This window comes from Streptomyces sp. NPDC107562 (assembly GCF_055657325.1).
On record NZ_JBVKBE010000006.1, the window covers coordinates 145,032 to 167,130 of the forward strand.

Genomic DNA, 22,099 nt, shown 5'->3' on the forward strand with positions numbered 1-22,099 from the left:
CCCAGAGCCTTCACGGGATCGTCTCCGCGGCGCAATGGGAGCCGTCACAGTCGCGGTCCGCGCGGCTTTTACCTGACGGCGCGGATGGGGTCAAGTCCCGACTTGTCGCGCCATGACCTGGAGGTTCTCCTCGGGCCTACTGGAAGTGCGGGCCTCACCGGAAGACGGAAACGAGGAATACCGCATCGAATCCCCGACCAGTGGGGCATTTCGAACATTCCATTTCGCTAAAGAGGAGAAAAGCCATGAACGCCATCACCACGACCGAGAATTCCCCGCGTCCCGAGCGTCGTCGTCGCGCCAGGATGGCCGCCCTTGTCAGCTCCGCCGTCGTGGTGGTCGGCGGGATCATCCTGCCCGCCACCACCGCCTCCGCGGCTCCGGTACCGGATTCCCAGGTGGTGAGCCTGGTCGACCACAAGGACAACCACAAGGACAAGAAGGACGGCAAGCACAAGGACAACCACAAGAACAAGAAGAAGGGCAAGGGCAACGCCACCGGCGGGAACGGCGGCAACGCCACTTCCAAGGGCAAGGGCGACGCCACCGGCGGCAACGGCGGCAACGCGACGACCGAGGGCGACGGCGACGCGACCGGCGGGAACGGAGGCAACGCCACCACCGAGGGCGAGGGCAACGCCACCGGCGGCAACGGCGGCAATGCCGAAACGACCGGTACCGGCGACGCCACCGGGGGCAACGGCGGCAACGCCACGGCCGAGGGCGAGGGCAACGCGACCGGAGGGAACGGAGGCAACGCCGAAACGACCGGCGACGGCGACGCGACCGGCGGCAACGGCGGCGCCGCGACGACCGAGGGCGACGGCGACGCGACCGGCGGGAACGGAGGCAACGCCACGGCCGAGGGCGAGGGCAACGCCACCGGCGGCAACGGCGGCAACGCCGAAGCCACCGGCAACGGCAACGCCACCGGAGGCAACGGCGGCAACGCCACCGCCGACTGATCAGTCACCGAAAGGGTCGGGTGGCGCAGCCGCAGGCTTCGCCACCCGGCCTCCTCCTCCCGGCCCCCGACACACAGGAACCGAACCCATGATCTCCAACGTCCGCAAGAGCTCCCTGGCCGTCGCCGTCGCCTCCGTGCTGCTCCCCCTCGGCGGAGTACTGATCCCGGCAGGCGCCGCCTTCGCCGCGACCGCGCCCCAGGGCGTGACCGCCTCGATACCGGCCGGTGGCCACGGGAGCAAGGGAGACAGAGACAGCGATCACCACGACAAGAACCGGAAGAAGCACGACAGGAACAAGAAGAAGGACCGCCACAAGGACGATCACCACAAGGACGACGACTACTGCCGCCCCGGCAGCGGAAACGGCGGCAACGGCGGCAACGGCACGGGCGGCGACGCCACGGTCTGCACCGCACCCGGCGGCACCGGTACCGGTGGCTCCGGCGGTCGCGGCAACGGCAGGTGCGGCGGCAAGGGGACGGACGGCCGCGGAGGCACCGGCACGAACGGCAACGACGGCCCCCCGTGCCCGGACGACAAGCCGCCGACCGACCCCGGCAAGGACGACGCGAGCAGCCCGTCGGTCCCCGACGCGCCGGCTCCGCACGAGCCGCCGGCTCCGCCTGCTCCGCCCGCACCGCCCGCACCGCCGGCTCCGCCCGTTCCGAAGGACGACGTGGTCGTGAAGTGAGCGAACACCGCACACCGAATGCCTCGCCCGAGCCAAGTCGCGGGCGAGGCATTCGAGGAGTGCGGGTTCGGCTCAACCCTGGTTGCCCGATTCGGGGTTGGGGTTGGGGGCGGGTTGCTGCTCCTGGTCCGGCTGCTGTTCCTGTTCCTGGTCCTGTTCGGGCTGCTGTTCCTGCTCGGGCTGCTGCTCTTCCTCGGGCTGCTGCTCTTCTTGGGGCGGCTGCTGCTCTTGCTGAGGCGGCTGTTCCTCTTGGGGCTGCTGCTCTTCCTGGGGCTTCTGTTCCTCCTCCGGAGGCTTCTGCTCCTCCTCCTGCGGCTTCTGCTCATGCTGCTGATCCTGCGGGGGCTTCTGCTCCTCCTTGGGCTTCTGCTCCTCCTGCGGCTTCTCCTCTTCCTGCGGCTTGTGCTCAGGCTTCTCTTCCTTGGGCTTCTCCTCCTTGGGCTTCTCCTCCTTGGGCTTTTCCGGCTTCTGCTCCGGCTTCTGCTGATCCGGCTTCTCCTGCTCCGGCTTCTCCTGCTCCGGCTTCTCCTGCTCCGGCTTCTGCTGATCCGGCTTATCTTCAGGCTTGTTGGGCTGGTCGGGCTTGTTGGGCTGGTCGGGCTTGTTGGGCTGGTCGGGCTTCGTTCCGGGATCGTCGGGCTTGTGTTCGGGCGAGTCGTAATCGGGCTTGGGCTCGGACTCCTCCTCCGGCTTCGGCTCGAACTCCCCGCCGCCCGGCTCGTCCTGCGGCGACTGCTGGTCCGGCGTCTCCCGCCCCGGCGTCTCCTTGGCCGGAGGCTCCTTCGGCGGCAGGGGCCAATGCCGCGCAGGCGCAGTGGTCCACCGGTCGGAGTCGCCGTCGTCACCCGAGTCCCGGCGGATCCAACTCCGGTCCCGCGTATCGAGGATGACGAATTCCTTGACCTCCGCGGCCGAGCGGTTGACGACCACGGCGTTCTGCGGCCGGAACCCTGCCCACGGCGTCCCCTTCTGCTGCGGCGCGGTCTTGTGCGGAACCGCGCGCGTCAGCGGATTGCCGCAGGCGCACCGCACCTTGGGCTCACCGCGGCTGTCGACGAGGACGGCCGTCCCCGCCTGCAGCACCGCCTGGAAGCGGGTTGCCGCGCCGTCGCGATAGCCGTGGTTGGTGACACGGGTGTCGGACCGCAGCACCACCGGCGTCAGCGCGCGCAGATAGCCGGCGACGCCGGGCTCCCGGAGGGCCAGAACCGACGCGAACGCCTTGTTCTTGCCGCGGTCGGAGGCCAGATGACGGATCTGCTTCTCGACATCGCAACTGGCGGTGTTGAGGGTCCCCCCGTAGAGGCCCGGTTCCGATCCCGCCACACTGCGCAGGGCGTTGTCCTTGGTCGGAGCCGTGCTGGACGCGGCGGACGGCAGCGAGGAAGTCGTGTTCGCGGTCGACGGGGTGTACGGGTCCGGACCGGTCGAACTCGCGGGCTGGAGGATGACCTCGCCGGCCTGCGCCGGTTCCGTGCCGGGGCGGGTGAGGACGACGGCGACGCCCACCGCCGCCGCCACGGCGGTGACCGCCATGATCCGTGGCACGGACCGCCGCCAGGGTCTCGCGCCTCCCCCACCGGATCGCCGCTCGGGCCGGTCACCGTCATCGCCGGAGCCGCCCGGACCACTCGCTCCGCCGGGGCCACGTGGGGGACCACTCGGACCGGACGGCGGGCCACCCGGCCCCCGGCCGCCGGGCGGGGGCGGTGGTGGCGGTGGCGGATGTCCCGCCGACTGGCCGGAGGGACGGCCGGTGAGGGGCCCGGAGGGCGGGCCCGTGGGGCGTTCCGGCTGCGATCCGGTGCTCACGGCTTCACCTCCCGCCGGGCATGGGAATCGCGCAGTTGGAAGGGTCCCGTCGACGCTCCCGTCGATGACCCGGGACGCTTCTTGTGAATGTGTGCTGTGATCTCATTGTGCGCTCCGGCGCCACCAGGCCCCAACTCGACAGCCCGGCTCGCCCGCCGGAAATCCTCCGGCGCCGCCCGTCAGTTGTCCCCGGGCCAGTCCACGATCCGCGTCCGCTCGGGCGTCTCACCGGAGGGCCGCGACGGCGCCGGCGTCTCGTCCGCGGACGGGGCGGAGGAGACCGCCCAGATGTCGGTCCGCGAGCCGTCGCAGTACATCCACCGCTCCTCTTCGACGTCGTAGAGCCACGCCGCCTCCCCGGCGATGACCACTCCCGCCCGCAGCCCCTCGGTCCGCTCCCGGAAGCTCTCGCCGTCGGCCCTCCCTGCCGCAAGGTCGTCCGTGGCCTGCCCGTAGCATTCGAGCGCGTCCATGACCCGGGCGAGCAGCCGGCGCAGGTCCGCCGAGCGGGCGGGCGGCGCCGCGGACACCGGCGGGGCCTGGGGCACCGGTACCAGCAGCCGGCCGTCGACCCAGGCCGACCAGCCGTTGAAGCACACGATGCGCCCCCAGTCGCCGCGTCGTTCGACGAGTTGGACGGGCAGCAGCGCGTCGAGCGGCACGGTCGGCCGGGAGACGTCGGGAGCCTCCCAGGCGGCCAGCCCCTCGCTGGGGATGACGTGGGTCGGAAGGAAGTCGGCGTCGGGCGTGGCCATGTCTTCCACTTCCGCTGCTGCACGTGCTGACGGCAGGCCCCGGCGGGGCCGCTCGGTCCGGAGGGGGAACGCGGGCGGGATCAGAGATCAGGTGTCGCGTACCGCTCCACGACGTCCGGTATATCCGAATTTTAACTTTCGACCCTTCTCGTCGCCCGCCGGCCGTCCCACCCGCCCGGACCACCGGGCCCCGCCCGGACCACCGCCCCCTTGCCCTCACGACGGCGCTGCGTTGGTGCTCGCGGCCCCGCTAAATCATGCTTGTCAGTGGAGTCCTTTGCCGTGCGGGGTCCCCGTGAGGGACCACGGAAGAGGAGCTGACGAGGGCGAGATGAGCGGCGATGGAACGATTTCCCGTCCCTCCCGGTGAGCGGCCGCAGGACCCGGGCGGCTCCCGTGAGCCGGCCGGAACGGCGACGGCCACCATCGACGCGCAGGGCATCGTGATCGGCTGGAGCGACAGCGCTCGCCGGCTGCTCGGCTACGCGACCTCGGAGGTGATCGGGCAGCCCGCCGCCCGCCTGCTCGCCGAGTCCGTCACCGGTGCGCCCACGACGCGGCGTACCCCGTCAGGTCAGGAGCGCTGGAACGGCACCGTGGCGCTGCGGCACCGCGACGGGCACCGGCTGGACGTCGGACTGCTCGCCCACCGCTGGACCCCCACCGACGAGGATGCCGAGTGGCTCGTGGTGACGCCCGTGCCGGGCGGCCCCGGCGCGCCCTGGAGCGAACCGGTGGAGCAATGGGCGTTCACCCAGTCCGCCTGTCTCGTTGCCATCTTCGGCACGGATCTGCGCCTGCTGCGGGCGAACGCCGGCATGGAGCGCGCGCTCTCCCTCCCGGAGGCCGCGATGCGCGGGCTGCGGCTCCCGGACATCGCGCCGGATCCCGCGAGCGACGAGACCGAGCGCGGGATGCGTCGTGTCCTGGAGACCGGTGAGCCCCAGCACGTCAGCGCCTTCGCCCGCCGCGCGGGAAAGGACGGCGACGACGGCCGGGAGGCCTCGCTGACCCCGCTGCGGGATCCCGACGGCCGGGTGCGAGCCGTGTGCCTGGCGGCGCACGATCTGACCGGAGCGGAGCGCGTCCGGCAGCAGCCGTCGCCGCCCGCCGACCCGGACCTCCTCGTCGGGACCAGCCTGAACAGCGCCCGCACCGCGCAGGAGTTGTCCGAGGCCGCGGTCCCCCGGCTCGCCGACTTCGTGGCCGTCGATCTGCTCGATCCGCCCCCGAGCGGCGACGAGCCGTACTCCGTCCCGGTGGCGGAGCCGGTCACCCTGTGCCGTACCGCCGTGCGATCGGTCCTCGAAGGCGGCCCGGAGTCGCCCGTCGGGATCGGCGGGACGACCGTCTGTCCGCCGTTGTCGCCGCCCGTCGAGTGCCTGGCCGCGGGCCGCGGCGCCGTGCATGCCGCGAACGCCCCCGTCATCGCGGACTGGGTGGCCGAGGACCCCGGGGCCGCCTGGATCCGCGAGCACGGCATCCACTCGCTCATGACGGTGCCGCTGCGTGCCGGGGGAACGACCGTCGGTCTGGCCGTCCTCGGCCGGCACCGGCGTCCGGAGCCCTTCGGCCCCGAGGATCTGCGCCTGGCCGAGCGGCTCGCGACGAGGGCCGCCGTGAGCATCCACAACGCGCGCCGCCACAGCCGGGAACGCACCAACACCATGACACTGCAGCACAGTCTGCTGCCCCAGTCCCTCCCGGCCCAGTCGGCACTGGAGATCGCCTCCCGCTACCTGCCGGCCAGTACCGAGTCGGGCGTGGGCGGCGACTGGTTCGACGTGATCCCGCTCTCCGGCGCGCGCGTGGCCCTGGTCGTCGGCGACGTCGTCGGCCACGGCATGCGCGCCGCCGCCACCATGGGCCGGCTGCGCACGGCGGTGCGCACCCTGGCCGACGTCGACCTGCCGCCCGACGAGCTGCTCACCCACCTCGACGACCTGATCATCCATCTCTCCGCCGACGAGGCCGGCACGGAGGGTGCCGGGGACGCCGCCGGGGGCATCGGCACCACCTGCCTGTACGTGGTCTACGACCCCGTCTCCCGCCACTGCACCATCGCCCGGGCCGGCCATCCCCCGCCCGCCGCGGTCTCCCCCGACGGTGCCGTGTACCTCCTCGACGTCCCGGCAGGCCCGCCGTTGGGGCTGGGCGGTCTGCCCTTCGAGAGCGTGGAGACCGAGCTGGCCGAGGGGAGCGTCCTCGCCCTGTACACCGACGGCCTGCTGCAGATCCGCGACCACGACGTCGACGACGCCCTGGACCGGATGTTCGCGGCCCTCGCCCGTCCCGCCGCCACGCTGGAGACGGTGTGCGACCGGCTGCTGACGGGGCTCCTGACGCACCGGCCCGAGGACGACGTCGCCCTGCTCGTCGCCCGCACCCGGGTGCTCCACGGTGACCGGGTGGCCGTGTGGGAACTGCCGCCCGACCCGTCGTTCGTCGCCGAGGCCCGTCGGCGCACCACCGACCAGCTGACGGCCTGGGGGCTGGAGGAGGCGAGCTTCGTCAGCGAGCTCATGGTCAGCGAGCTGGTCACCAACGCCATCCGCTACGGCCGGCCGCCCATCCAGCTGCGGCTGATCCATGAGAACACCACGCTGATCTGCGAGGTCTCCGACTCGAGCAGCACCGCCCCGCATCTGCGGCGGGCCCGGACCTTCGACGAGGGAGGGCGTGGGCTGCTGCTGGTCGCCCAGCTCGCCGACCGCTGGGGCACCCGGCACGCGCCCGTGGGCAAGACCATCTGGGCCGAGCATTCCCTCGCCGGTTCGTGACGCGTGCCCCTGCGCAGAACTCCTGTCCCTGTGACGCGCCTGTGACAGTCCACGGACGCCGTCATGAAGTGGCGGGGTCAGGCTTTTCGGTACGAGGACAAAAACGACATACCGGCATATGTCACCCGCTTCCGAGGTCGTGAGCAGGGATGGCCGAACCGACCCATCGGAGTGAATCCCATGAGCCTCACCCTCGCCACGCCGCTCGTCGAAGCCCCCGCCCCCACGCTGGCCCCGCGCGAGCAGGAGACGTTGCGGCACATCGCCGCCGGACGCACCTATCTGCAGACGGCCCGCCACATGGGACTCTCCAAGCACACGGTCGACGCCTATCTGCGCCGCATCCGGGCCAAGCTCGGCATCAACAGCACGGCGGAACTCACCCGGCTCGCCATCTCGCTCGGACTGTGACGACGCGGCGCCACCCGCACCACGGCGATCCGGTACCGACTCGGCCTACGCCCACCCGGGCGGGCCCCGGAAGACCGGCCGGGCCCACTCCGGCGGCTCCGGGGGCGGCTCCAGGCCGCCCGCCGAGGCGGCCGGACCGGCACCCGGCAGGGACGGTGCGTGAGCGCCCAGGACGGCGCCGCCGCCGGTGGCGTCACGCAACGCCGCGACGAACTCCAGGCAGGAGCCGTAGCGGTCCTCCGGGACCTTCGACAGGGCCCTGGCCAGGACATCGGCGGCAGCGGGCGCGATTCCCGGCCGCCGCTCGGTCAGACGGGGCGGCCGGTCGTACTGGTGGGCCCAGAGCAGCGCCACGTCCTCCTCCCGCTGGAAGGGCGGACCACCGGCGAGGGTCTCGTACACGACGCAGGCCAGGCTGTAGAGATCGCACCGCCCGTCGACCGGCCGGCCGGAGATCTGTTCCGGCGCCATGTAGTCGAGCGTGCCGACGAACTCGCCCGCGGCGGTGAACCCGCTCAGCGACAGCGACTTCTTCGTCAGCCCGAAGTCCGTGAGGTAGATGTACTCGGGGTGGTCGCTGTCGGTGCCCGCGGCGACCAGGATGTTGCCGGGCTTGACGTCCCGGTGCACCAGGTCGTGCGCATGGGCCGCGTCGAGGGCGGACGCCACCTGGACCGCGATCCGCAGGGCGGTCGCGACGGGGAGCGCGCCCTCCCGGTCCAGCAGGGCCCGCAGATCCTGGCCGGAGACGTACCGCATCGCGATGTACAGGACCCCGTCGGTCTCCCCGGCCTCGAAGATCGGCACGATGTGGGGGTGGTCGATCGCCGCGGCCACCCGGGACTCGTGGGCGAAGCGGCGCCGGAAGGTGTCGTCGCGGGCGCGCTCGGGGGCGATCAGCTTGAGCGCGACCGTGCGGTCCAGCCGCAGGTCCCTGGCGCGGTAGACGACGGCCATGCCGCCGCGGCCGATCACGTCCTCGATCCGGTATCCCGCGATCTGCTGCCCGACCAGGCCGGACGGCCGACCCGTGTACAGGCTCATGTCCCTCGCCGCCGGGTCCGTCGACGCCCGCTCCCCGGGCCGGCCCCCTGAGGGATCCGTACCGCCGCGGCAGGCCGCTCGTCCATACCTGCGATTCTATCCGCCGGACCCTGCGGCGGGCCCGGCCGCGAGGTGCGGCCGCCTCGGATCAATTCGCCACGGGCTATTCTCGTTTGGCGATCAACCTTTCCCTTGCGTCTTTGGAGCCCGCCGTGCCCGCCTCCCTCGCCACATTGCTCGAAGACCACCCGATCGTCGCCAGCGTGCCCGACGAGGCCAAGTTGAAGGCGGTACTGGAATCCGACTGCCAGGTGGTCTTCCTTCTGTACGGGTCGATTCTCGACCTGACCGAGACGGTCGCCACACTCAAGGCGGCGGGGAAGATCGTGCTGGTCAATGTGGACCTGCTGGAGGGATTCGGCGGAAAGGACATCGTGGTGCGTTACGTGAAGGAACGCACCGAGGCGGACGGCGTGCTCAGCTCCAAGGCGTTCATGGTGCGGGCGGCCCGGGAACTGGGGCTCTACGCCGTGCACCGCTTCTTCCTGATCGACTCGATCTCGTACCGGAACCTGGCGAAACAGGTCGCGATGTCCAAGGCCGACAGTGTGGAGATCCTGCCGGGCTGCATGCCGCGGGTCATCGGATGGGTGGTCGCGGACATCGACGTCCCGCTGATCGCCGGCGGCCTGGTCTGCGACCGTGACGACGTGATCGCCGCCCTGGGCGCGGGCGCGGCGGCCATCGCGTCGTCGAACGAGGACGTCTGGCGGATGTGACCGCGGACACACCGGGAGCCATTGACCGGAGCGACGCCCGGAACGTAGCTTTGGCGGCGCTCGACACAAAACTTCATATCGGCCGCGACCATGTGTCGCGGTAGTTACTAGAGACGAGAGAACAGTAACTCCCTTCCACAGGGTGTTTGCTGTTCTCTTTTTTTTGTCCCCATCTTTCGTTGTGCTCGAAATCACCACAAGGGAGTGGTCATGGCGGAGGGAACCGGCCGGTCGCGGCGGTGGATCGCTTTTCTGATCCTGTCGATGACCGGCGGCATCATCTACCAGGTGGCGTACATCCGGTTCGTCTTCCTGGGGCCCACGGCCAAGGCACTGGAACTGTCGGCCCAGGACTACGGAAACATCGTCTCCGTGTTCGGTGTCGTGGCGATGGTGATGTACTTCTTCGGCGGCTGGTTCGCCGACAAATTCTCTCCGCGGCTGCTGATCACCCTCGCCCTCGCGGGCACCGGAGTCGCCGATGTCTACCTGGCGACGGCGCCGGGTTATTCGGGCACCCTGCTCGTCCACATCGCCTTCGCGATCCTCGGAATGGGCCTTTACTGGCCCGCTCTGGTGAAGGCGATCGGCATGCTGGGCGACGCCTCCGAACAGGGCCGGCTCTTCGGCTTCCTGGAGGGCGTGCGCGGCATCACCTCCACACTCGTCGGCCTGGTGGGCACCGCGATCGTCGCCATGGCCGTCGTCCCCGCCCATGGCGTCCTGTGGCTGATCCGCATCTACGGCATTCTCTGCTTCGCCCTCGCCGCGGCCGTCTGGTTCTGCGTGAAGGAGGACAGGGAGAAGCTGTCCGCCCTCGGTTCCTCCGCCGTCACCTTGCGCCAGCTGCTGCGCGCGGCGAAGAACAAGTACACGTGGCTGATCGGCTCCACGGTCATGCTGATGTACTGCTTCTACACCACGCTCGGCTACTTCTCGCCCCTGCTGGAGCACCAGTACGGACTGGCCGCCGGGGTGATCGGGGTGATCGGCGTCGTGCGCACCTACGTGTTCCAGTTCGTCGCCGGGCCGACCGGCGGTGTCCTGGTCGACAAGGTCACCAGGTCCTCGCCGAAGTTCCTGCGCTGGATGTTCGCCGGATGTGCGGTGATCGCCGCGGCCTTCCTGCTGATGCCGCGCACCAGCGCGCTGATGTGGGTCGCGCTGGCCCTGATGTTCGTGCTCTGCCTGTTCGTGTTCGCCGCCCGCGGCGTCTACTGGGCGACGGTCGGCGAGGTGGAGATCCCCGAGAACGAGCGCGGCGGTGTGATCGGTCTGGCCTCCGGGCTCGCCTACCTCCCCGACGCCTTCCTCCCGGCGCTGGTCGCCTGGTGGATCGGTGACCCGACCGCCGAACCGGCCGTTCCCGAGCACGGCGGCGGCTACACCACCCTCTTCGCCGTCCTGCTCGCCACCGCCCTCCTGGGCCTGGTCGTCACGACGGTCACGCAGCGGGTCCGCGCCCGCGAACTGGCGGCCCGCGCCGCCGCCCCCGAGGCACAGCTCGTCACCGGCTGACCTCCCTCCTCCCGACACACCTCCCGGAGACGCACCCATGGACATCACCGAGTTCCACCGCGACTTCTTCTCCCTCGACGGCAAGAACGCCGTCGTCACCGGCGGCAACACCGGCCTCGGCCAGGCGTTCTCGCTGGCCCTGGCCAAGGCGGGCGCCAACGTGTTCGTGCCCAGCGTGATGCCGGACGACGGCACGACAGCCCGGCTGATCGAGGCCGAGGGCCGCCGGATGGAGTTCCTCCAGGCCGATCTCACCGAGCCCGGCGTGCCGGCCCGGATCGCCCAGGGCTGTGTCGACGCTTTCGGCTCCCTGGACATCGTCGTGAACTCCGCCGGCATCTCCAAGCTGGCCTCCGTCGAGGAGTTCGGGCGCGCACAGTGGGACCCGATGATCGACGTCAACCTCACCGCGCCGTTCGAGCTGAGCCACGAGGCGATCAAGTTCATGATCCCGCAGCGCTCCGGCAAGATCATCAACATCGCCTCGATGTTCTCCTTCCTCGGCGGCCGCTGGTCCCCGGCCTACGCCGCCACCAAGCACGGCATCGCCGGTTTCACCAAGGCCTACTGCGACGAGCTCGCGCAGTACAACATCCAGGTCAACGCCATCGCCCCGGGCTACTTCGCCACGAAGATCACCGAGGAGACCCGCGCCGACCCTGAGACCAACCAGCGCGTGCTCGACCACATCCCGGCCGGCCGCTGGGGCGAGGTCGCCGACCTCATGGGAGCGACCGTGTTCCTCGCCTCACGCGCCTCCGACTACGTCAACGGGCACGTCCTGGCCGTCGACGGCGGCTACCTGGTCCGCTGACGCGGGGCCCCTCACCACCACCCCCCACCGACCTCCCACCTCCCACAAAGAAGCAAGAGGAAGATTCACCATGGCACCGTCCGTCTCCAAGCTGGACCGCGGGAACATCGTCGCCGCTCTCGCCGACCTGGTCGGCCCCGAGCAGGTCGTCACCGACGAGCAGCAACTGCGCGAGGCGAGCGTGGACCGCTTCAAGAAGTTCACCTCCGTCCACGGCATCTACGACGGCCCCTTCCCGAGCGCGATCGTGAAGGCGCGGAGCACCGCCGACGTCGCCGCGGTGCTGCGGTTCGCCAACGAGAACCTGATCAACGTGGTGGCCAGGACCGGTCGCACCGGCACCGAGGGCGGCCTGGAGACGGCCGTCCAGGACACCATCGTCCTCGACGGCTCCGGCATCGACGAGATCATCAAGATCGACGCCGAGAACATGCAGGTGACGGTCGGCTGCGGCGTTCCGCTGCAGAAGCTGGAGGACGTCCTGCGCGCGCAGGGCCTGACCACCGGCCACTCCCCGCAGTCCAAGCCGCTGGCCCAGTACGGCGGTCTGGTCGCCACCCGCTCCATCGGGCAGCTCTCCACCCTCTACGGCGCCATCGAGGACATGGTCGTCGGCCTGGAGGCGGTCTTCCCCGACGGCACCGTCTCGCGGATCAAGAACGTCCCGCGCCGCGCCGCCGGCCCGGACATCCGGCACATCGTCATCGGCAACGAGGGCGCCCTGTGCTACATCACCGAGGTCACCCTCAAGGTCTTCCGGCACCACCCGGAGAACAACGAGTACCACGGCCTCCTCGTCGACGACATGGCCACCGGTGTCGCGATCATCCGCGAGGTGGTCACGGGCGGCTTCCGCCCCTCCGTCGTGCGCGTCTACTCGCCCGAGGACGCCCGCCAGCACTTCTCCCACTTCTACGAGGGCAAGTGCGTGGTCGTCTTCGTCGCCGAGGGCCCGAAGGGGCTGGTCAAGGCGACCAGCGAGGAGATCCGGCGGGTCGCCGACCAACACCCGCACACCAAGGTCGACGCCGAGCTGATCTCCACTTGGTTCGCGAACCTCAACTGGGGCCAGGACAAGATCGACGCGGAGAAGGAGACCATGCTCCGCGACAACCAGCTGGGCTACACCACGGAGGTCTCCGTCGACTGGTCGCACACGGTGGAGCTGTACGACAACGTCATCGACCGGATCCGTCGCGAGTACCCGGACGCGGGCGACCTGACCATGCTCGGCGCCCACTCCTCGCACTCCTACCAGACCGGCACGAACCTCTACTTCGTCTACGACTACAAGATCAACTGCGAGCCGCGGGAGGAGATCGAGAAGTACCACATCCCGCTCAACGCGATCATCGTCGAGGAGGCCCTGAAGGTGGGCGGCTCCATGGTCCACCACCACGGCGTCGGCAAGTACCGCACCCCGTGGACCAAGGAGGAGCACGGCTCCGCCTACCACATGCTCGCCAAGCTCAAGGCCGCCTTCGACCCGAACGGCATCATGAACAAGGGCACGATCTTCCCCGTCGAGGGCTGAGCCGTACCCCGTGCCGGACCGCCCGCACGGCGGTCCGGCACCGGGCCTCATCACATCTTGACCCCTCACTTCCCGCCTGGACGACGGCGCCCGGGCCCCGCACACCCGGAGTGGGCATGACCCGGTACTTCATCGGCATCGACAACGGCTCGCAGTCCTCCAAGGTCAGCGTCTTCGACGAGCACGGCCATGTCGTCAGCGAGGGCCGCTGCGCCCTGCGCCCCTACGACACCCCGCGCCCGGGTGTCGTCGAGCATCCCGGCGACGACCTGTGGACCTCGATCGGCACCGCCGCCCGGGCGGCGCTGGCCGCCTTCCCCGGCGACCCCGCCGACATCGCCGGCGTCGGCCTGTGCACCATCCGGTTCTGCCGCGCCGTCCTGAGGGCCGACAGCACCCTCGCCCAGCCCGTCATGAGCTGGATGGACGCCCGTGTCTCCCGCCCCTACGAGCGCGAGACGCCCGACGCCGCCTACGTCACCACCTCCTCCGGCTACCTCACCCACCGCATGACGGGCCGGTTCCGCGACACCGCCGCCAACTACGCCGGGATGTGGCCGCTCGACTCCGACACCTTCGACTGGACGGACGACGACGAGGTGATCGCCGGGCTGGGTCTCGACCGCTCGATGCTCTTCACCCTCGTCCAGCCCGGCGACGTGCTCGGCACCGTCACCGAGGCCGCCGCCGCGCACACCGGCATCCCGGCCGGCCTGCCCGTCGTCGCCACCGCCAACGACAAGGCCGTCGAGGCCCTGGGCTCCGGCCTGCGCTCCACCGACACCCTCCTCGTCTCCCTCGGCACCTACGTCGCCGGCATGACCGTCGGCAGCCGCAACGTCAAGGACGGCGCCGACTTCTGGACCAACTACGCCGCCACCCCGCGGGCCTACCTCTACGAGAGCAACGGCGTGCGGCGCGGCATGTGGACGGTCAGCTGGTACCGCGACCTGCTCGGCGAGGAAGCCGCCGGTCCGGCGCGCGAGGCGGGCATCAGCGCGGAGGAGTACATCAACCGGCAGGCGGCCCACGTCCCGCCCGGCTCCGACGGTCTGATCACGGTCCTCGACTGGCTGGCCCCGACCGAGGCCCCGTTCCGCAAGGGCTCCATCCTCGGGTTCGACGGCCGCCAGGGCCGCTTCCACATCTACCGCTCCATCCTCGAAGCGCTCGCGCTGACGATCGGCGACACCGCCGGCCGGATGGGGGCAGAACTAGGCACGGAATTCAAGGAACTCGTCGTCTCCGGCGGCGGCTCCGCCTCCGACGTCCTGATGCAGATCTTCGCCGACGTCTTCGGCGTCCCCGCCCGCCGTTCCGCCGTCGTCGGCGCCGCCGGCCTCGGCGCGGCCGTGACCGCGGCCGTCGCCACCGGCGCCTACCCGGACTTCGACACCGCCACCGCCGCCATGGTCCGCCCCGGCGAGCTCTTCACTCCCGACCCCGCCGCCCACGCCCTCTACACCAGGCTCCAGAAGATCCACGCCGAGGCCCGGAGCCACACGGACGGCATCTATCGGCAGTCCTACGAGCTGTTCGGCTGAGATCACCGAAAAGCACCTTGTGAGGCTTTTCACCAGGAAATTCCTGGACGGTCGCGCATCGCGGATTTAGCTTCGCTGGAAAGAGCAGCTTTGCGTTCGAAAAAGCCGACGTCGGCCGGGAAGGTGGAAAAGTGAGCGAAGACGCCGTGTGGGTCAGGGGTGTGACCGGCATCCAGCTGCACCACGTCACCGACCTCCAGGACGCGCGACGATTCCTGGGCAACGCCGTGATGGCGCTGAAGGCCGCCCATGTGCGGACCGGCGACACCAGGTTCTCCGGCCTCGCCGACCAGCTCAAGACGGTGGTCGCCGAGACGCGGGACCTGGAGGGGCGGGCCCGCGAGGGCATGCAGCGGCTGCACTCCACGGATCCGGAGCGGTTCGTGCGCTGCCGGGAGGGCGAGGAGCCCTGGCCGGACGAGCTGCAGGCGGGCTTCGTCCCGCGTCACACCTGCCGGGACGAGTGCCTCTACCACGACCGCGACGTGCTGGACGCGATCATGCAGTGCACCTGCGGCCGGCCCCCGTGCCGCGCGTGCGCCATCGCGGGCGCGCCCTGACGGACGGCGAGGACGGCGTGCGTGCCGGGGCGTCCCGTCCCGCCTTGACACGCCGTCGTCACGGGCGTTGCCTTGAAGGAGAGATGACTTCTCCAGCGGAGACGATTCATGGCGACGTACGAGTATTCCTGCATTCGCTGCGGTTCGTTCGACGTGAAGCGACCCATCGGCACGGCGTCGGCCGAGGAGATCTGCCCGCGGTGCTCGGGTGCGTCCCGCCGTGTGTTCTCCGCTCCCGCAACTGCCCTCACGCCGCCCGCTGTCACGGCACTGCACGAGCGAGAGGAAAAGTCTCGGGAAAACCCCGTGGTGGTATCGCGGGGGCCTGCCAAGGAGGCAGCTTCGAGGCCCGTTCATCCGGCCCACGCCCGGCTTCCCCGGCCCTGACGGGGAAGCCGGGCGTGGGCCGTTCGGCCCTTCCCGCAAGGGTGTGACCCCGGCTTCGGCACCACTGCCTCCCCAAGGATCGGGAGGTGCGTTCCCTTGGCCAATGTCGGACTTCTCTTCGTGGGCGCGGTGCTGTTCCTGAACGGCCTGATGCTGCTGGGAAAAGTGGACAGCCGGGCAGCCGCGGTCTTCAATCTGTTCGTGGGCGGACTTCAGGTTCTGACACCCACGTACCTCATCATCGCCGCGAACCAGGACCCCCGGCCGATCCTGCTGGCCTCCGGCATCTTCCTCTTCGGCTTCACCTACCTCTACGTGGGGATCGGGCTGCTGATGGGGCTCGACAGCACAGGTGTGGGGTATTACTCGCTGTTCGTGTCGATCGTGGCGCTGGGCTATTCGTTCGTCAGCTTCCGCCAGTTCGACGACCAGCCCTTCGGAGTCATCTGGCTCTACTGGGCGTTCCTCTGGTTCCTCTTCTTCCTGCTCCTCGGACTGAAGCGGGAGACGTTGACGCCCTACGTCGGCTGGGTGACCGCGATCGAAGGCTGGGTGACCGGTGTCATTCCGGCATTCCTGCTGCTGTCCGGTTACTGGGTCAAGGAGAACTACCCCGATATCGCGATCGCGCTGGGCGCGTTCGGCGTGCTGACCTTCGGCGGGCTGTGGTTCGCACTGCGCCACAGGCGGCCCGCGCGCCCCACGGAGGAGTACGGCACCCCCGGCCATCCCGCCGGGAGCCACGGCTAGGCGCGGCGGGACGTCTCGCCGCTCACCTCACGGAAACAGATGGGGAATTCACATGCCGGAAGTAATCTTCAGCGTCGACCAGTCCCGTTCGATGCGTGACCAGAACGTTCCGGGACACAACAGATGGCATCCCGACGTTCCCAATGCGGCGATGGTCCGCCCGGGAGACGAGTTCCGCGTCGAATGCCGTGAATGGACGGACGCGCAGATCGGCAACAACGACTCCGCCAACGACGTCCGCGACGTCGACCTCAAGGCGTGCCACATGCTCAGCGGTCCGATAGGCGTGGAGGGCGCGGAGCCGGGAGACCTGCTCGTCGTGGACATCCTGGACCTCGGACCGGTCCCCCAGCAGGTCGGGAACGCGCCCGGTGAGGGCTGGGGATACACCGGCGTCTTCGCCAAGGCGAACGGCGGAGGCTTCCTGACGGACTACTTCCCCGACGCCTACAAGGCGATCTGGGACTTCCACGGGCAGGTGGCGACGTCCAGGCACCTACCCGGTGTCCACTTCACCGGCATCACCCACCCCGGCCTCTTCGGCACCGCGCCGTCCGCGGAACTGCTGGAACGGTGGAACAGGCGTGAGCAGGCGTTGATCGACACCGACCCCGACCGGGTACCGCCGCTGGGACTGGCACCCGACCCCGACGAGTCCCTCGCCGGCCAGGCGAGCGGATCGGACGCCGAGCGGATCGCCCGGGAAGGGGCGCGCACCGTGCCCGCGCGGGAGAACGGCGGCAACCACGACATCAAGAACTTCACTCGTGGATCGCGCGTCTTCTACCCCGTGCACGTCAAGGACGCGAAGCTGTCGGGCGGTGATCTGCACTTCAGCCAGGGCGACGGCGAGATCACCTTCTGCGGTGCCATCGAGATGGGCGGCTACATCGACTTCCACGTCGACCTGATCAAGGGCGGCATGGAGAAGTACGGTGTCACCACCAACCCCGTCTTCATGCCGGGCAACGTCGAGCCCCGGTACTCGGAGTTCCTCTCCTTCATCGGGATCTCCGTGGACCACGACACCGACACCAACTACTACCTGGACGCGACGGTCGCCTACCGCCGCGCCTGCCTCAACGCCGTCGAGTACCTGAAGAGGTTCGGCTACACCGGGGAGCAGGCCTACCTGCTCCTGGGTGCGGCCCCGATCGAGGGACGCATCAGCGGGATCGTCGACATCCCGAACGCCTGCTGCTCCCTGTACCTCCCGACCGGGATCTTCGACTTCGACGTCCGTCCCACCTCGGAGGGACCGAAGTCCGCCGACCGCGGCCAGTGCGCGGTGTCGACCTGAGGCCGGTCGCCGCACTCCCGGCGAACATGCATAGGGGCCGGACGCATAGTCCGGCCCCGAACTATGTTGTCCCACCACATGTGCGCTTGACCTGCGTCTTTCTACGGTGTGCCGACACGTACCGTCCCCACCGCACACGAGGAAGTGGCGCACATGGCCTCCGCAGCATCCGCTCCACCGACGCCGAACAACCTGAAGCGCATCGTCGCCGCGTCCCTCATCGGCACCACCATCGAGTGGTACGACTTCTTCCTCTACGGCTCCGCCGCCGCGCTGGTGTTCAACCAGCTGTTCTTCCCGGACTCCGACCCGCTCGTCGGCACCCTGCTCTCGTTCCTGACCTACGCCGTCGGCTTCGCGGCCCGGCCGCTCGGCGCGCTGGTCTTCGGGCACTACGGCGACCGGCTCGGGCGCAAGAAGCTGCTGGTGCTGAGTCTGCTGCTGATGGGCGGGGCGACCTTCGCGATCGGCCTGCTGCCCACGCACGCCACGATCGGCAGCGCGGCTCCCGTGCTGCTGACGGTGCTGCGCCTCGTACAGGGCTTCGCGCTCGGTGGTGAGTGGGGCGGCGCGGTCCTGCTGGTCTCGGAGCACGGGGACGCCGAGCGCCGCGGCTTCTGGGCGTCGTGGCCGCAGACCGGCGCGCCCGCCGGGCAGTTGCTCGCGACCGGTGTGCTGTCCTTCCTCACCGCCGTCCTGTCCGAGAGCGCCTTCAACAACTGGGGCTGGCGGATACCCTTCCTGCTCTCCGGCGTGCTGGTGATGGTGGGCCTGTGGATCCGGCTGTCCGTCGACGAGTCGCCGGTGTTCCAGCAGGCGCTCGCCCAGGCCGAGGCACGCAAGGCCGACAGCGCGGCACAGACCGAGAAGATGCCGCTCGTCGCGGTGCTGCGCCACCACTGGCGTGACGTCCTGGTGGCGATGGGCGCCCGCATGGCCGAGAACATCAGCTACTACATCATCACGGCCTTCATCCTCGTCTACGCCGTCACCGCCGTCGACATCTCCAAGCAGACCGCTCTGAACGCCGTGCTCATCGCGTCGGCCGTGCACTTCGCGGTCATCCCGCTGTGGGGCGCGCTCTCCGACCGGATCGGGCGCCGTCCCGTCTATCTGATCGGCGCGGTCGGCGTCGGCCTGTGGATGTTCCCGTTCTTCGCGCTCATCGACACCGGCGGCTTCGGCAACCTCCTTCTCGCCGTGACCGTCGGCCTGGTACTGCACGGGGCGATGTACGCGCCCCAGGCCGCCTTCTTCTCCGAGATGTTCGCGACCCGGATGCGCTACTCCGGCGCCTCCATCGGCGCCCAGTTCGCCTCCGTCGCCGCGGGCGCCCCCGCCCCGCTGATCGCCACCGCCCTGCTGTCCGAGTACGACAGCTCGACACCGATCGCCCTGTACGTGATCGCCGCCGCGCTCCTTACGGTCGTCGCCGTCGCGGTGGCCAAGGAGACCCGCCACCGGGATCTGTCCGACGTCGAACCCGGCTCCGGCACGGCCCCCTCGAAGGTCGAGGCGGCCGACGCGCACACCGTCTGACCCGCCCACCGGCCCCCGTACGCCGTGCGCGTGCGGGGGTCAGCCGCGTGTCGGCGAGGCCGCCAGCCGGTGCAGCCGCAGGGCGAGTTGGATCTCCAGGGCCCGCGCCGGGCTCTGCCAGTCCTCGCCCAGGAGGCGGCCGACGCGCTCAAGTCGCTGGGCGACGGTGTTGACGTGGACGTGGAGTTCGTCCTTGGTGCGGGCCGGACTCATCCCGCAGGCGAAGTAGGCGTCGAGCGTGCGCAGCAGGTCCGTGCCGCGGCGTTCGTCGTACGCCACCACCTGGCCGATGGTGCGGTCGACGAAGGCGGCGATGTCCCGGTCGCCGGCCAGCAGCAGACCGAGGAAGCCGAAGTCCTCGGCGGCCGCCCCGTCCCCGCCGCGTCCGAGCAGGCGCAGGGCGTCCAGGCAGCGCCGCCCCTCGTCGTAGGCGGCGGCGACCGCGTCCGGACGGGCGGTGAGGTCCTCGACCGGCGCGGACGCGCCGACCGTGACCGCCTCGTGGACGGCCGTGCCCAGGTGCCGGGCGGCGCGGCGGGCCAGGGCCGTCGCGGTGTCACCGGCGTCCAGCGGCAGCAGCAGGACCGTGCCGCCGTCGCGGGCCGCGGCCAGGCCGTGCCGGGTGGCGGCGAGGTGGGAAGCGGCGGACCACAGGCGCCGCCGGGCGTCCGCCTCCTGGTCGGCGTCGGCCGCGGGGCCGTCGAGGCGGGCGGCGAGGACGACATGGGTGGCGTCGAGGTCGGCGTGCAGCCGGGTGGCGCGTTCGCGCAGCAGACGCGGGTCACGGTCACGGGCGTCGAGCAGGTCGTCGAGCAGTTCGCCCCGGACGCGCTGCTCGGCCTCGGCCGCGGAGCGCCGGGCGAGCAGCAGCAGGGAGGTGACCATCGCGGCGCGCTCCAGGGTGCGCTGGTCGACGGGGTCGAGGCCGGGATGGCCGCGCAGCACCAGCGCGCCGAACAGCTCGCCGCCGGCGGCGACGGCGGCGATCCAGTCGTCGGCGTGCCGTACCGCGTGCCCCTCCGTGCGGAAGGCCTCCAGTGCCTGCGCGGGTGCCGCGGTGGCGTCGCTGAACTCGACCGTGCCGTCGAGGACCTCGGAGACGGCGGCGGCCACGTCGTGCACCCCGCCGCCGCGCAGCACCAGTTCGGCGAGCCGGTCGTGCACGTCGGAGGCGCGTTCGATGACGGCGCTGCGGTCCCGGATGATCTCGTTGGCGCGCTCCAGGCCGGCGAGCGCCGAGCGCGTCTCGGTGAGCAGGTTGGCGGTGTCGATGGCGGCGGCCGCCAGGGCGGCGAAGGAGCCGAGGAGCGCGATCTGCTCGCGCTCGAAGACCCGGGCGCGGCGGTCCGCCGCGAAGAGCACGCCGATGACGTGGTGCCCGAGCATCAGTGGCACGCCGAGGATGGCGACGAGGCCCTCGTCGCGCACACCCGTGTCGATGGTGTCGGTGTGCTGGAAGCGGTCGTCCTTGAAGTAGTCGTCGGTGACGTACGGCCGGGCCGTCTGCGCGACCAGGCCGCCCAGGCCCTCGCCCATGCCCAGCCGCAGCTGCTGGAAGCGGGCCGCGACGGAGCCCTCCGTGACCCGCATGTAGGTGTCGCCGCGGTCCGGGTCGTTCAGGCTGAGGTAGGCGACGTCGGTGCCGAGCAGCGACCGGGCGCGCTGCACGATCGCCTGGAGGACGGCGTCCAGGTCGCGCAGTCCTGCCAGGTCGTGGGCGGTCTCGAAGAGCGCCGACAGCTCGGCCTCCCGGCGCCGCCGCCCCTCCAGCTCGGACCGGACGCGCAGCGCGAGCAGCTTGGCGTGCTCGAGCGCCGCGATCCACTGCGCCGGCCGTCCCTGGGCGCGGGCCAGCAGCACCGGCTGCTCGTAGGCCTCGGCGGGCGCGCCACGGGCCAGCAGCTCCAGGAACGGTGCCTCCGCGCCCGCACCGGATGCCTCGGGGGCGCCGGTGGGGCGCTCGGCGGACTGCACGTGATCGCGGGACATGGTCACAGGATTCCTCATCGCCGGGCCGCCCCGTCAGCCCTGTGGAAAACTCCGGGCGCCCCCGGGCCGGGGACGGGTCAGTGCGCGGTCCAGCCGCCGTCGAGCACGAGCGACGTACCGGTCATGAAGGACGCCTGGGGGCCGCACAGGTAGGCCACGGCCTCCGCGACCTCCTCGGGCTCGATGAGCCGCTTGACCGCGCTGTCCTGGAGCATGACCTCGGACAGCACGCGCTCGTCGGGGATGCCGTGTGCCCGGGCCTGGTCGGCGATCTGCTTCTCGACCAGGGGCGTGCGCACATAGCCGGGGTTCACGCAGTTGGAGGTCACCCCGTGCGGTGCGCCTTCCAGGGCGGCGGTCTTGGACAGGCCCTCCAGCCCGTGCTTGGCGGCCACATACGCCGACTTGAACGCCGAGGCGCGCAGGCCGTGCACCGAGGAGATGTTCACGATGCGGCCCCAGCCCTGACCGTACATGTGCGGCAGCGCCCCCCGGATGAGCCGGAAGGGCGCCTCCAGCATCACGGTGAGGACGGTGTGGAAGACGTCGGGCGGGAACTCCTCGATGGGCCGGACCAGCTGCAGTCCGGCGTTGTTCACCAGCACGTCGGTGCCGGCCGCCGCGGCCTCGGCGGCCGCCAGGTCGGTCAGGTCGAGGACGCTCGGTTCGACGCTGCCCGGCAGGCCCGCCGCCTGCTCGGTGAGCGCCTCCAGGCCGGCGTCGTCCCGGTCGACCGCTCTGACCTTGGCACCGGCGGCCGCGAGCCGCAGGACACAGGCGCGGCCGATGCCACCGGCGGCGCCGGTGACGAGGGCCGTGCGGCCACCGAGGTCGAGCACAGGGGCGTGGGGGCCCGGGAGGGCGCGGGACGCGGTCATGCGATCGACCCTAGGCAGCCCTCGCCCTCCGACCCATGTGGTCAGC

19 protein-coding genes are annotated in these 22,099 nt (G+C 70.7%); 14 read left to right on the forward strand and 5 right to left on the reverse strand.

The window, feature by feature from the left end:
* The first annotated feature begins 245 nt into the window (after positions 1 to 245).
* Complete coding sequence (locus tag ACZ7LV_RS19065) at positions 246 to 965, forward strand: hypothetical protein (RefSeq protein WP_471940649.1); 720 nt, start codon at positions 246 to 248, stop codon at positions 963 to 965.
* Between the two features lie 88 nt (positions 966 to 1,053).
* Positions 1,054 to 1,659: a hypothetical protein gene (locus tag ACZ7LV_RS19070; protein WP_471940651.1), complete on the forward strand. Its 606-nt coding sequence runs from the start codon at positions 1,054 to 1,056 to the stop codon at positions 1,657 to 1,659.
* Between the two features lie 72 nt (positions 1,660 to 1,731).
* Here the strand turns inward: ACZ7LV_RS19070 and ACZ7LV_RS19075 are convergent, their stop codons facing one another.
* Both ACZ7LV_RS19075 and ACZ7LV_RS19080 read right to left on the reverse strand, forming a co-directional pair.
* Positions 1,732 to 3,195: a DUF6777 domain-containing protein gene (locus ACZ7LV_RS19075; RefSeq protein WP_471940653.1), complete on the reverse strand. Its 1,464-nt coding sequence runs from the start codon at positions 3,193 to 3,195 to the stop codon at positions 1,732 to 1,734.
* Between the two features lie 455 nt (positions 3,196 to 3,650).
* Positions 3,651 to 4,226 (reverse strand): hypothetical protein, encoded by a 576-nt coding sequence (locus ACZ7LV_RS19080; RefSeq protein ID WP_471940655.1) that lies wholly within the window; start codon positions 4,224 to 4,226, stop codon positions 3,651 to 3,653.
* 341 nt (positions 4,227 to 4,567) lie between these two features.
* Between ACZ7LV_RS19080 and ACZ7LV_RS19085 the strand changes: the two genes are divergently transcribed.
* Positions 4,568 to 7,006 (forward strand): SpoIIE family protein phosphatase, encoded by a 2,439-nt coding sequence (locus tag ACZ7LV_RS19085; protein ID WP_471940657.1) that lies wholly within the window; start codon positions 4,568 to 4,570, stop codon positions 7,004 to 7,006.
* Positions 7,007 to 7,186: 180 nt separating this feature from the next.
* Complete coding sequence (locus tag ACZ7LV_RS19090) at positions 7,187 to 7,417, forward strand: response regulator transcription factor (RefSeq protein ID WP_471940659.1); 231 nt, start codon at positions 7,187 to 7,189, stop codon at positions 7,415 to 7,417.
* 45 nt (positions 7,418 to 7,462) lie between these two features.
* Here the strand turns inward: ACZ7LV_RS19090 and ACZ7LV_RS19095 are convergent, their stop codons facing one another.
* Positions 7,463 to 8,461: a serine/threonine-protein kinase gene (locus ACZ7LV_RS19095; protein ID WP_471940661.1), complete on the reverse strand. Its 999-nt coding sequence runs from the start codon at positions 8,459 to 8,461 to the stop codon at positions 7,463 to 7,465.
* 212 nt (positions 8,462 to 8,673) lie between these two features.
* On the opposite strand from ACZ7LV_RS19095, the gene ACZ7LV_RS19100 reads away from it, so the two are divergent.
* The 10 genes from ACZ7LV_RS19100 to ACZ7LV_RS19145 all read left to right on the forward strand — a co-directional run bounded on the left by ACZ7LV_RS19100 (position 8,674) and on the right by ACZ7LV_RS19145 (position 19,186).
* Positions 8,674 to 9,240 carry a glycerol-3-phosphate responsive antiterminator gene (locus tag ACZ7LV_RS19100; protein ID WP_471940662.1) on the forward strand — a complete coding sequence of 189 codons (567 nt, stop codon included), beginning with the start codon at positions 8,674 to 8,676 and terminating at the stop codon, positions 9,238 to 9,240.
* Positions 9,241 to 9,450: 210 nt separating this feature from the next.
* The gene (locus tag ACZ7LV_RS19105; protein ID WP_471940664.1) at positions 9,451 to 10,758 is read left to right on the forward strand and encodes an MFS transporter; all 1,308 of its coding nucleotides are present in this window, start codon (positions 9,451 to 9,453) and stop codon (positions 10,756 to 10,758) included.
* Positions 10,759 to 10,795: 37 nt separating this feature from the next.
* Positions 10,796 to 11,572 (forward strand): SDR family NAD(P)-dependent oxidoreductase, encoded by a 777-nt coding sequence (locus ACZ7LV_RS19110; RefSeq protein ID WP_401671410.1) that lies wholly within the window; start codon positions 10,796 to 10,798, stop codon positions 11,570 to 11,572.
* A gap of 70 nt (positions 11,573 to 11,642) precedes the next feature.
* Positions 11,643 to 13,106 (forward strand): FAD-binding oxidoreductase, encoded by a 1,464-nt coding sequence (locus ACZ7LV_RS19115; protein WP_471940666.1) that lies wholly within the window; start codon positions 11,643 to 11,645, stop codon positions 13,104 to 13,106.
* A gap of 116 nt (positions 13,107 to 13,222) precedes the next feature.
* Complete coding sequence (locus tag ACZ7LV_RS19120; RefSeq protein ID WP_471940668.1) at positions 13,223 to 14,650, forward strand: FGGY-family carbohydrate kinase; 1,428 nt, start codon at positions 13,223 to 13,225, stop codon at positions 14,648 to 14,650.
* 131 nt (positions 14,651 to 14,781) lie between these two features.
* A complete protein-coding gene (locus ACZ7LV_RS19125; protein WP_471940670.1) occupies positions 14,782 to 15,210 on the forward strand; it encodes a hypothetical protein in 429 nt (142 codons plus the stop codon).
* A gap of 108 nt (positions 15,211 to 15,318) precedes the next feature.
* Entirely contained in the window at positions 15,319 to 15,597 is a 279-nt protein-coding gene (locus tag ACZ7LV_RS19130) for an FmdB family zinc ribbon protein (RefSeq protein WP_471940672.1), read from the forward strand.
* Between the two features lie 96 nt (positions 15,598 to 15,693).
* On the forward strand, positions 15,694 to 16,347 hold the full coding sequence (locus tag ACZ7LV_RS19135; RefSeq protein WP_471940673.1) for an AmiS/UreI family transporter: 654 nt from the start codon (positions 15,694 to 15,696) through the stop codon (positions 16,345 to 16,347).
* Between the two features lie 52 nt (positions 16,348 to 16,399).
* Positions 16,400 to 17,647: a formamidase gene (gene fmdA, locus ACZ7LV_RS19140; protein WP_471940675.1), complete on the forward strand. Its 1,248-nt coding sequence runs from the start codon at positions 16,400 to 16,402 to the stop codon at positions 17,645 to 17,647.
* Between the two features lie 153 nt (positions 17,648 to 17,800).
* Complete coding sequence (locus ACZ7LV_RS19145; RefSeq protein WP_471940676.1) at positions 17,801 to 19,186, forward strand: MFS transporter; 1,386 nt, start codon at positions 17,801 to 17,803, stop codon at positions 19,184 to 19,186.
* Positions 19,187 to 19,225: 39 nt separating this feature from the next.
* Here ACZ7LV_RS19145 and ACZ7LV_RS19150 read toward each other — a convergent pair whose 3' ends face one another.
* A complete protein-coding gene (locus ACZ7LV_RS19150) occupies positions 19,226 to 21,175 on the reverse strand; it encodes a helix-turn-helix domain-containing protein (protein ID WP_471940677.1) in 1,950 nt (649 codons plus the stop codon).
* 77 nt (positions 21,176 to 21,252) lie between these two features.
* Positions 21,253 to 22,053: a 3-hydroxybutyrate dehydrogenase gene (locus ACZ7LV_RS19155; protein WP_471940678.1), complete on the reverse strand. Its 801-nt coding sequence runs from the start codon at positions 22,051 to 22,053 to the stop codon at positions 21,253 to 21,255.
* Between the last annotated feature and the right edge of the window lie 46 nt (positions 22,054 to 22,099).

What these genes read in the sequence shown, in the direction of transcription:
- ACZ7LV_RS19065 (WP_471940649.1), top strand. Translation starts at nt 246, where the DNA reads ATGAACGCCATCACCACGACCGAGAATTCCCCGCGTCCCGAGCGTCGT.
- ACZ7LV_RS19070 (WP_471940651.1), top strand. Translation starts at nt 1,054, where the DNA reads ATGATCTCCAACGTCCGCAAGAGCTCCCTGGCCGTCGCCGTCGCCTCC.
- ACZ7LV_RS19075 (WP_471940653.1), bottom strand. Translation starts at nt 3,195, where the DNA reads ATGGCGGTCACCGCCGTGGCGGCGGCGGTGGGCGTCGCCGTCGTCCTC.
- ACZ7LV_RS19080 (WP_471940655.1), bottom strand. Translation starts at nt 4,226, where the DNA reads ATGGCCACGCCCGACGCCGACTTCCTTCCGACCCACGTCATCCCCAGC.
- ACZ7LV_RS19085 (WP_471940657.1), top strand. Translation starts at nt 4,568, where the DNA reads ATGGAACGATTTCCCGTCCCTCCCGGTGAGCGGCCGCAGGACCCGGGC.
- ACZ7LV_RS19090 (WP_471940659.1), top strand. Translation starts at nt 7,187, where the DNA reads ATGAGCCTCACCCTCGCCACGCCGCTCGTCGAAGCCCCCGCCCCCACG.
- ACZ7LV_RS19095 (WP_471940661.1), bottom strand. Translation starts at nt 8,461, where the DNA reads ATGAGCCTGTACACGGGTCGGCCGTCCGGCCTGGTCGGGCAGCAGATC.
- ACZ7LV_RS19105 (WP_471940664.1), top strand. Translation starts at nt 9,451, where the DNA reads ATGGCGGAGGGAACCGGCCGGTCGCGGCGGTGGATCGCTTTTCTGATC.
- ACZ7LV_RS19110 (WP_401671410.1), top strand. Translation starts at nt 10,796, where the DNA reads ATGGACATCACCGAGTTCCACCGCGACTTCTTCTCCCTCGACGGCAAG.
- ACZ7LV_RS19115 (WP_471940666.1), top strand. Translation starts at nt 11,643, where the DNA reads ATGGCACCGTCCGTCTCCAAGCTGGACCGCGGGAACATCGTCGCCGCT.
- ACZ7LV_RS19120 (WP_471940668.1), top strand. Translation starts at nt 13,223, where the DNA reads ATGACCCGGTACTTCATCGGCATCGACAACGGCTCGCAGTCCTCCAAG.
- ACZ7LV_RS19130 (WP_471940672.1), top strand. Translation starts at nt 15,319, where the DNA reads ATGGCGACGTACGAGTATTCCTGCATTCGCTGCGGTTCGTTCGACGTG.
- fmdA (WP_471940675.1), top strand. Translation starts at nt 16,400, where the DNA reads ATGCCGGAAGTAATCTTCAGCGTCGACCAGTCCCGTTCGATGCGTGAC.
- ACZ7LV_RS19145 (WP_471940676.1), top strand. Translation starts at nt 17,801, where the DNA reads ATGGCCTCCGCAGCATCCGCTCCACCGACGCCGAACAACCTGAAGCGC.
- ACZ7LV_RS19150 (WP_471940677.1), bottom strand. Translation starts at nt 21,175, where the DNA reads ATGTCCCGCGATCACGTGCAGTCCGCCGAGCGCCCCACCGGCGCCCCC.
- ACZ7LV_RS19155 (WP_471940678.1), bottom strand. Translation starts at nt 22,053, where the DNA reads ATGACCGCGTCCCGCGCCCTCCCGGGCCCCCACGCCCCTGTGCTCGAC.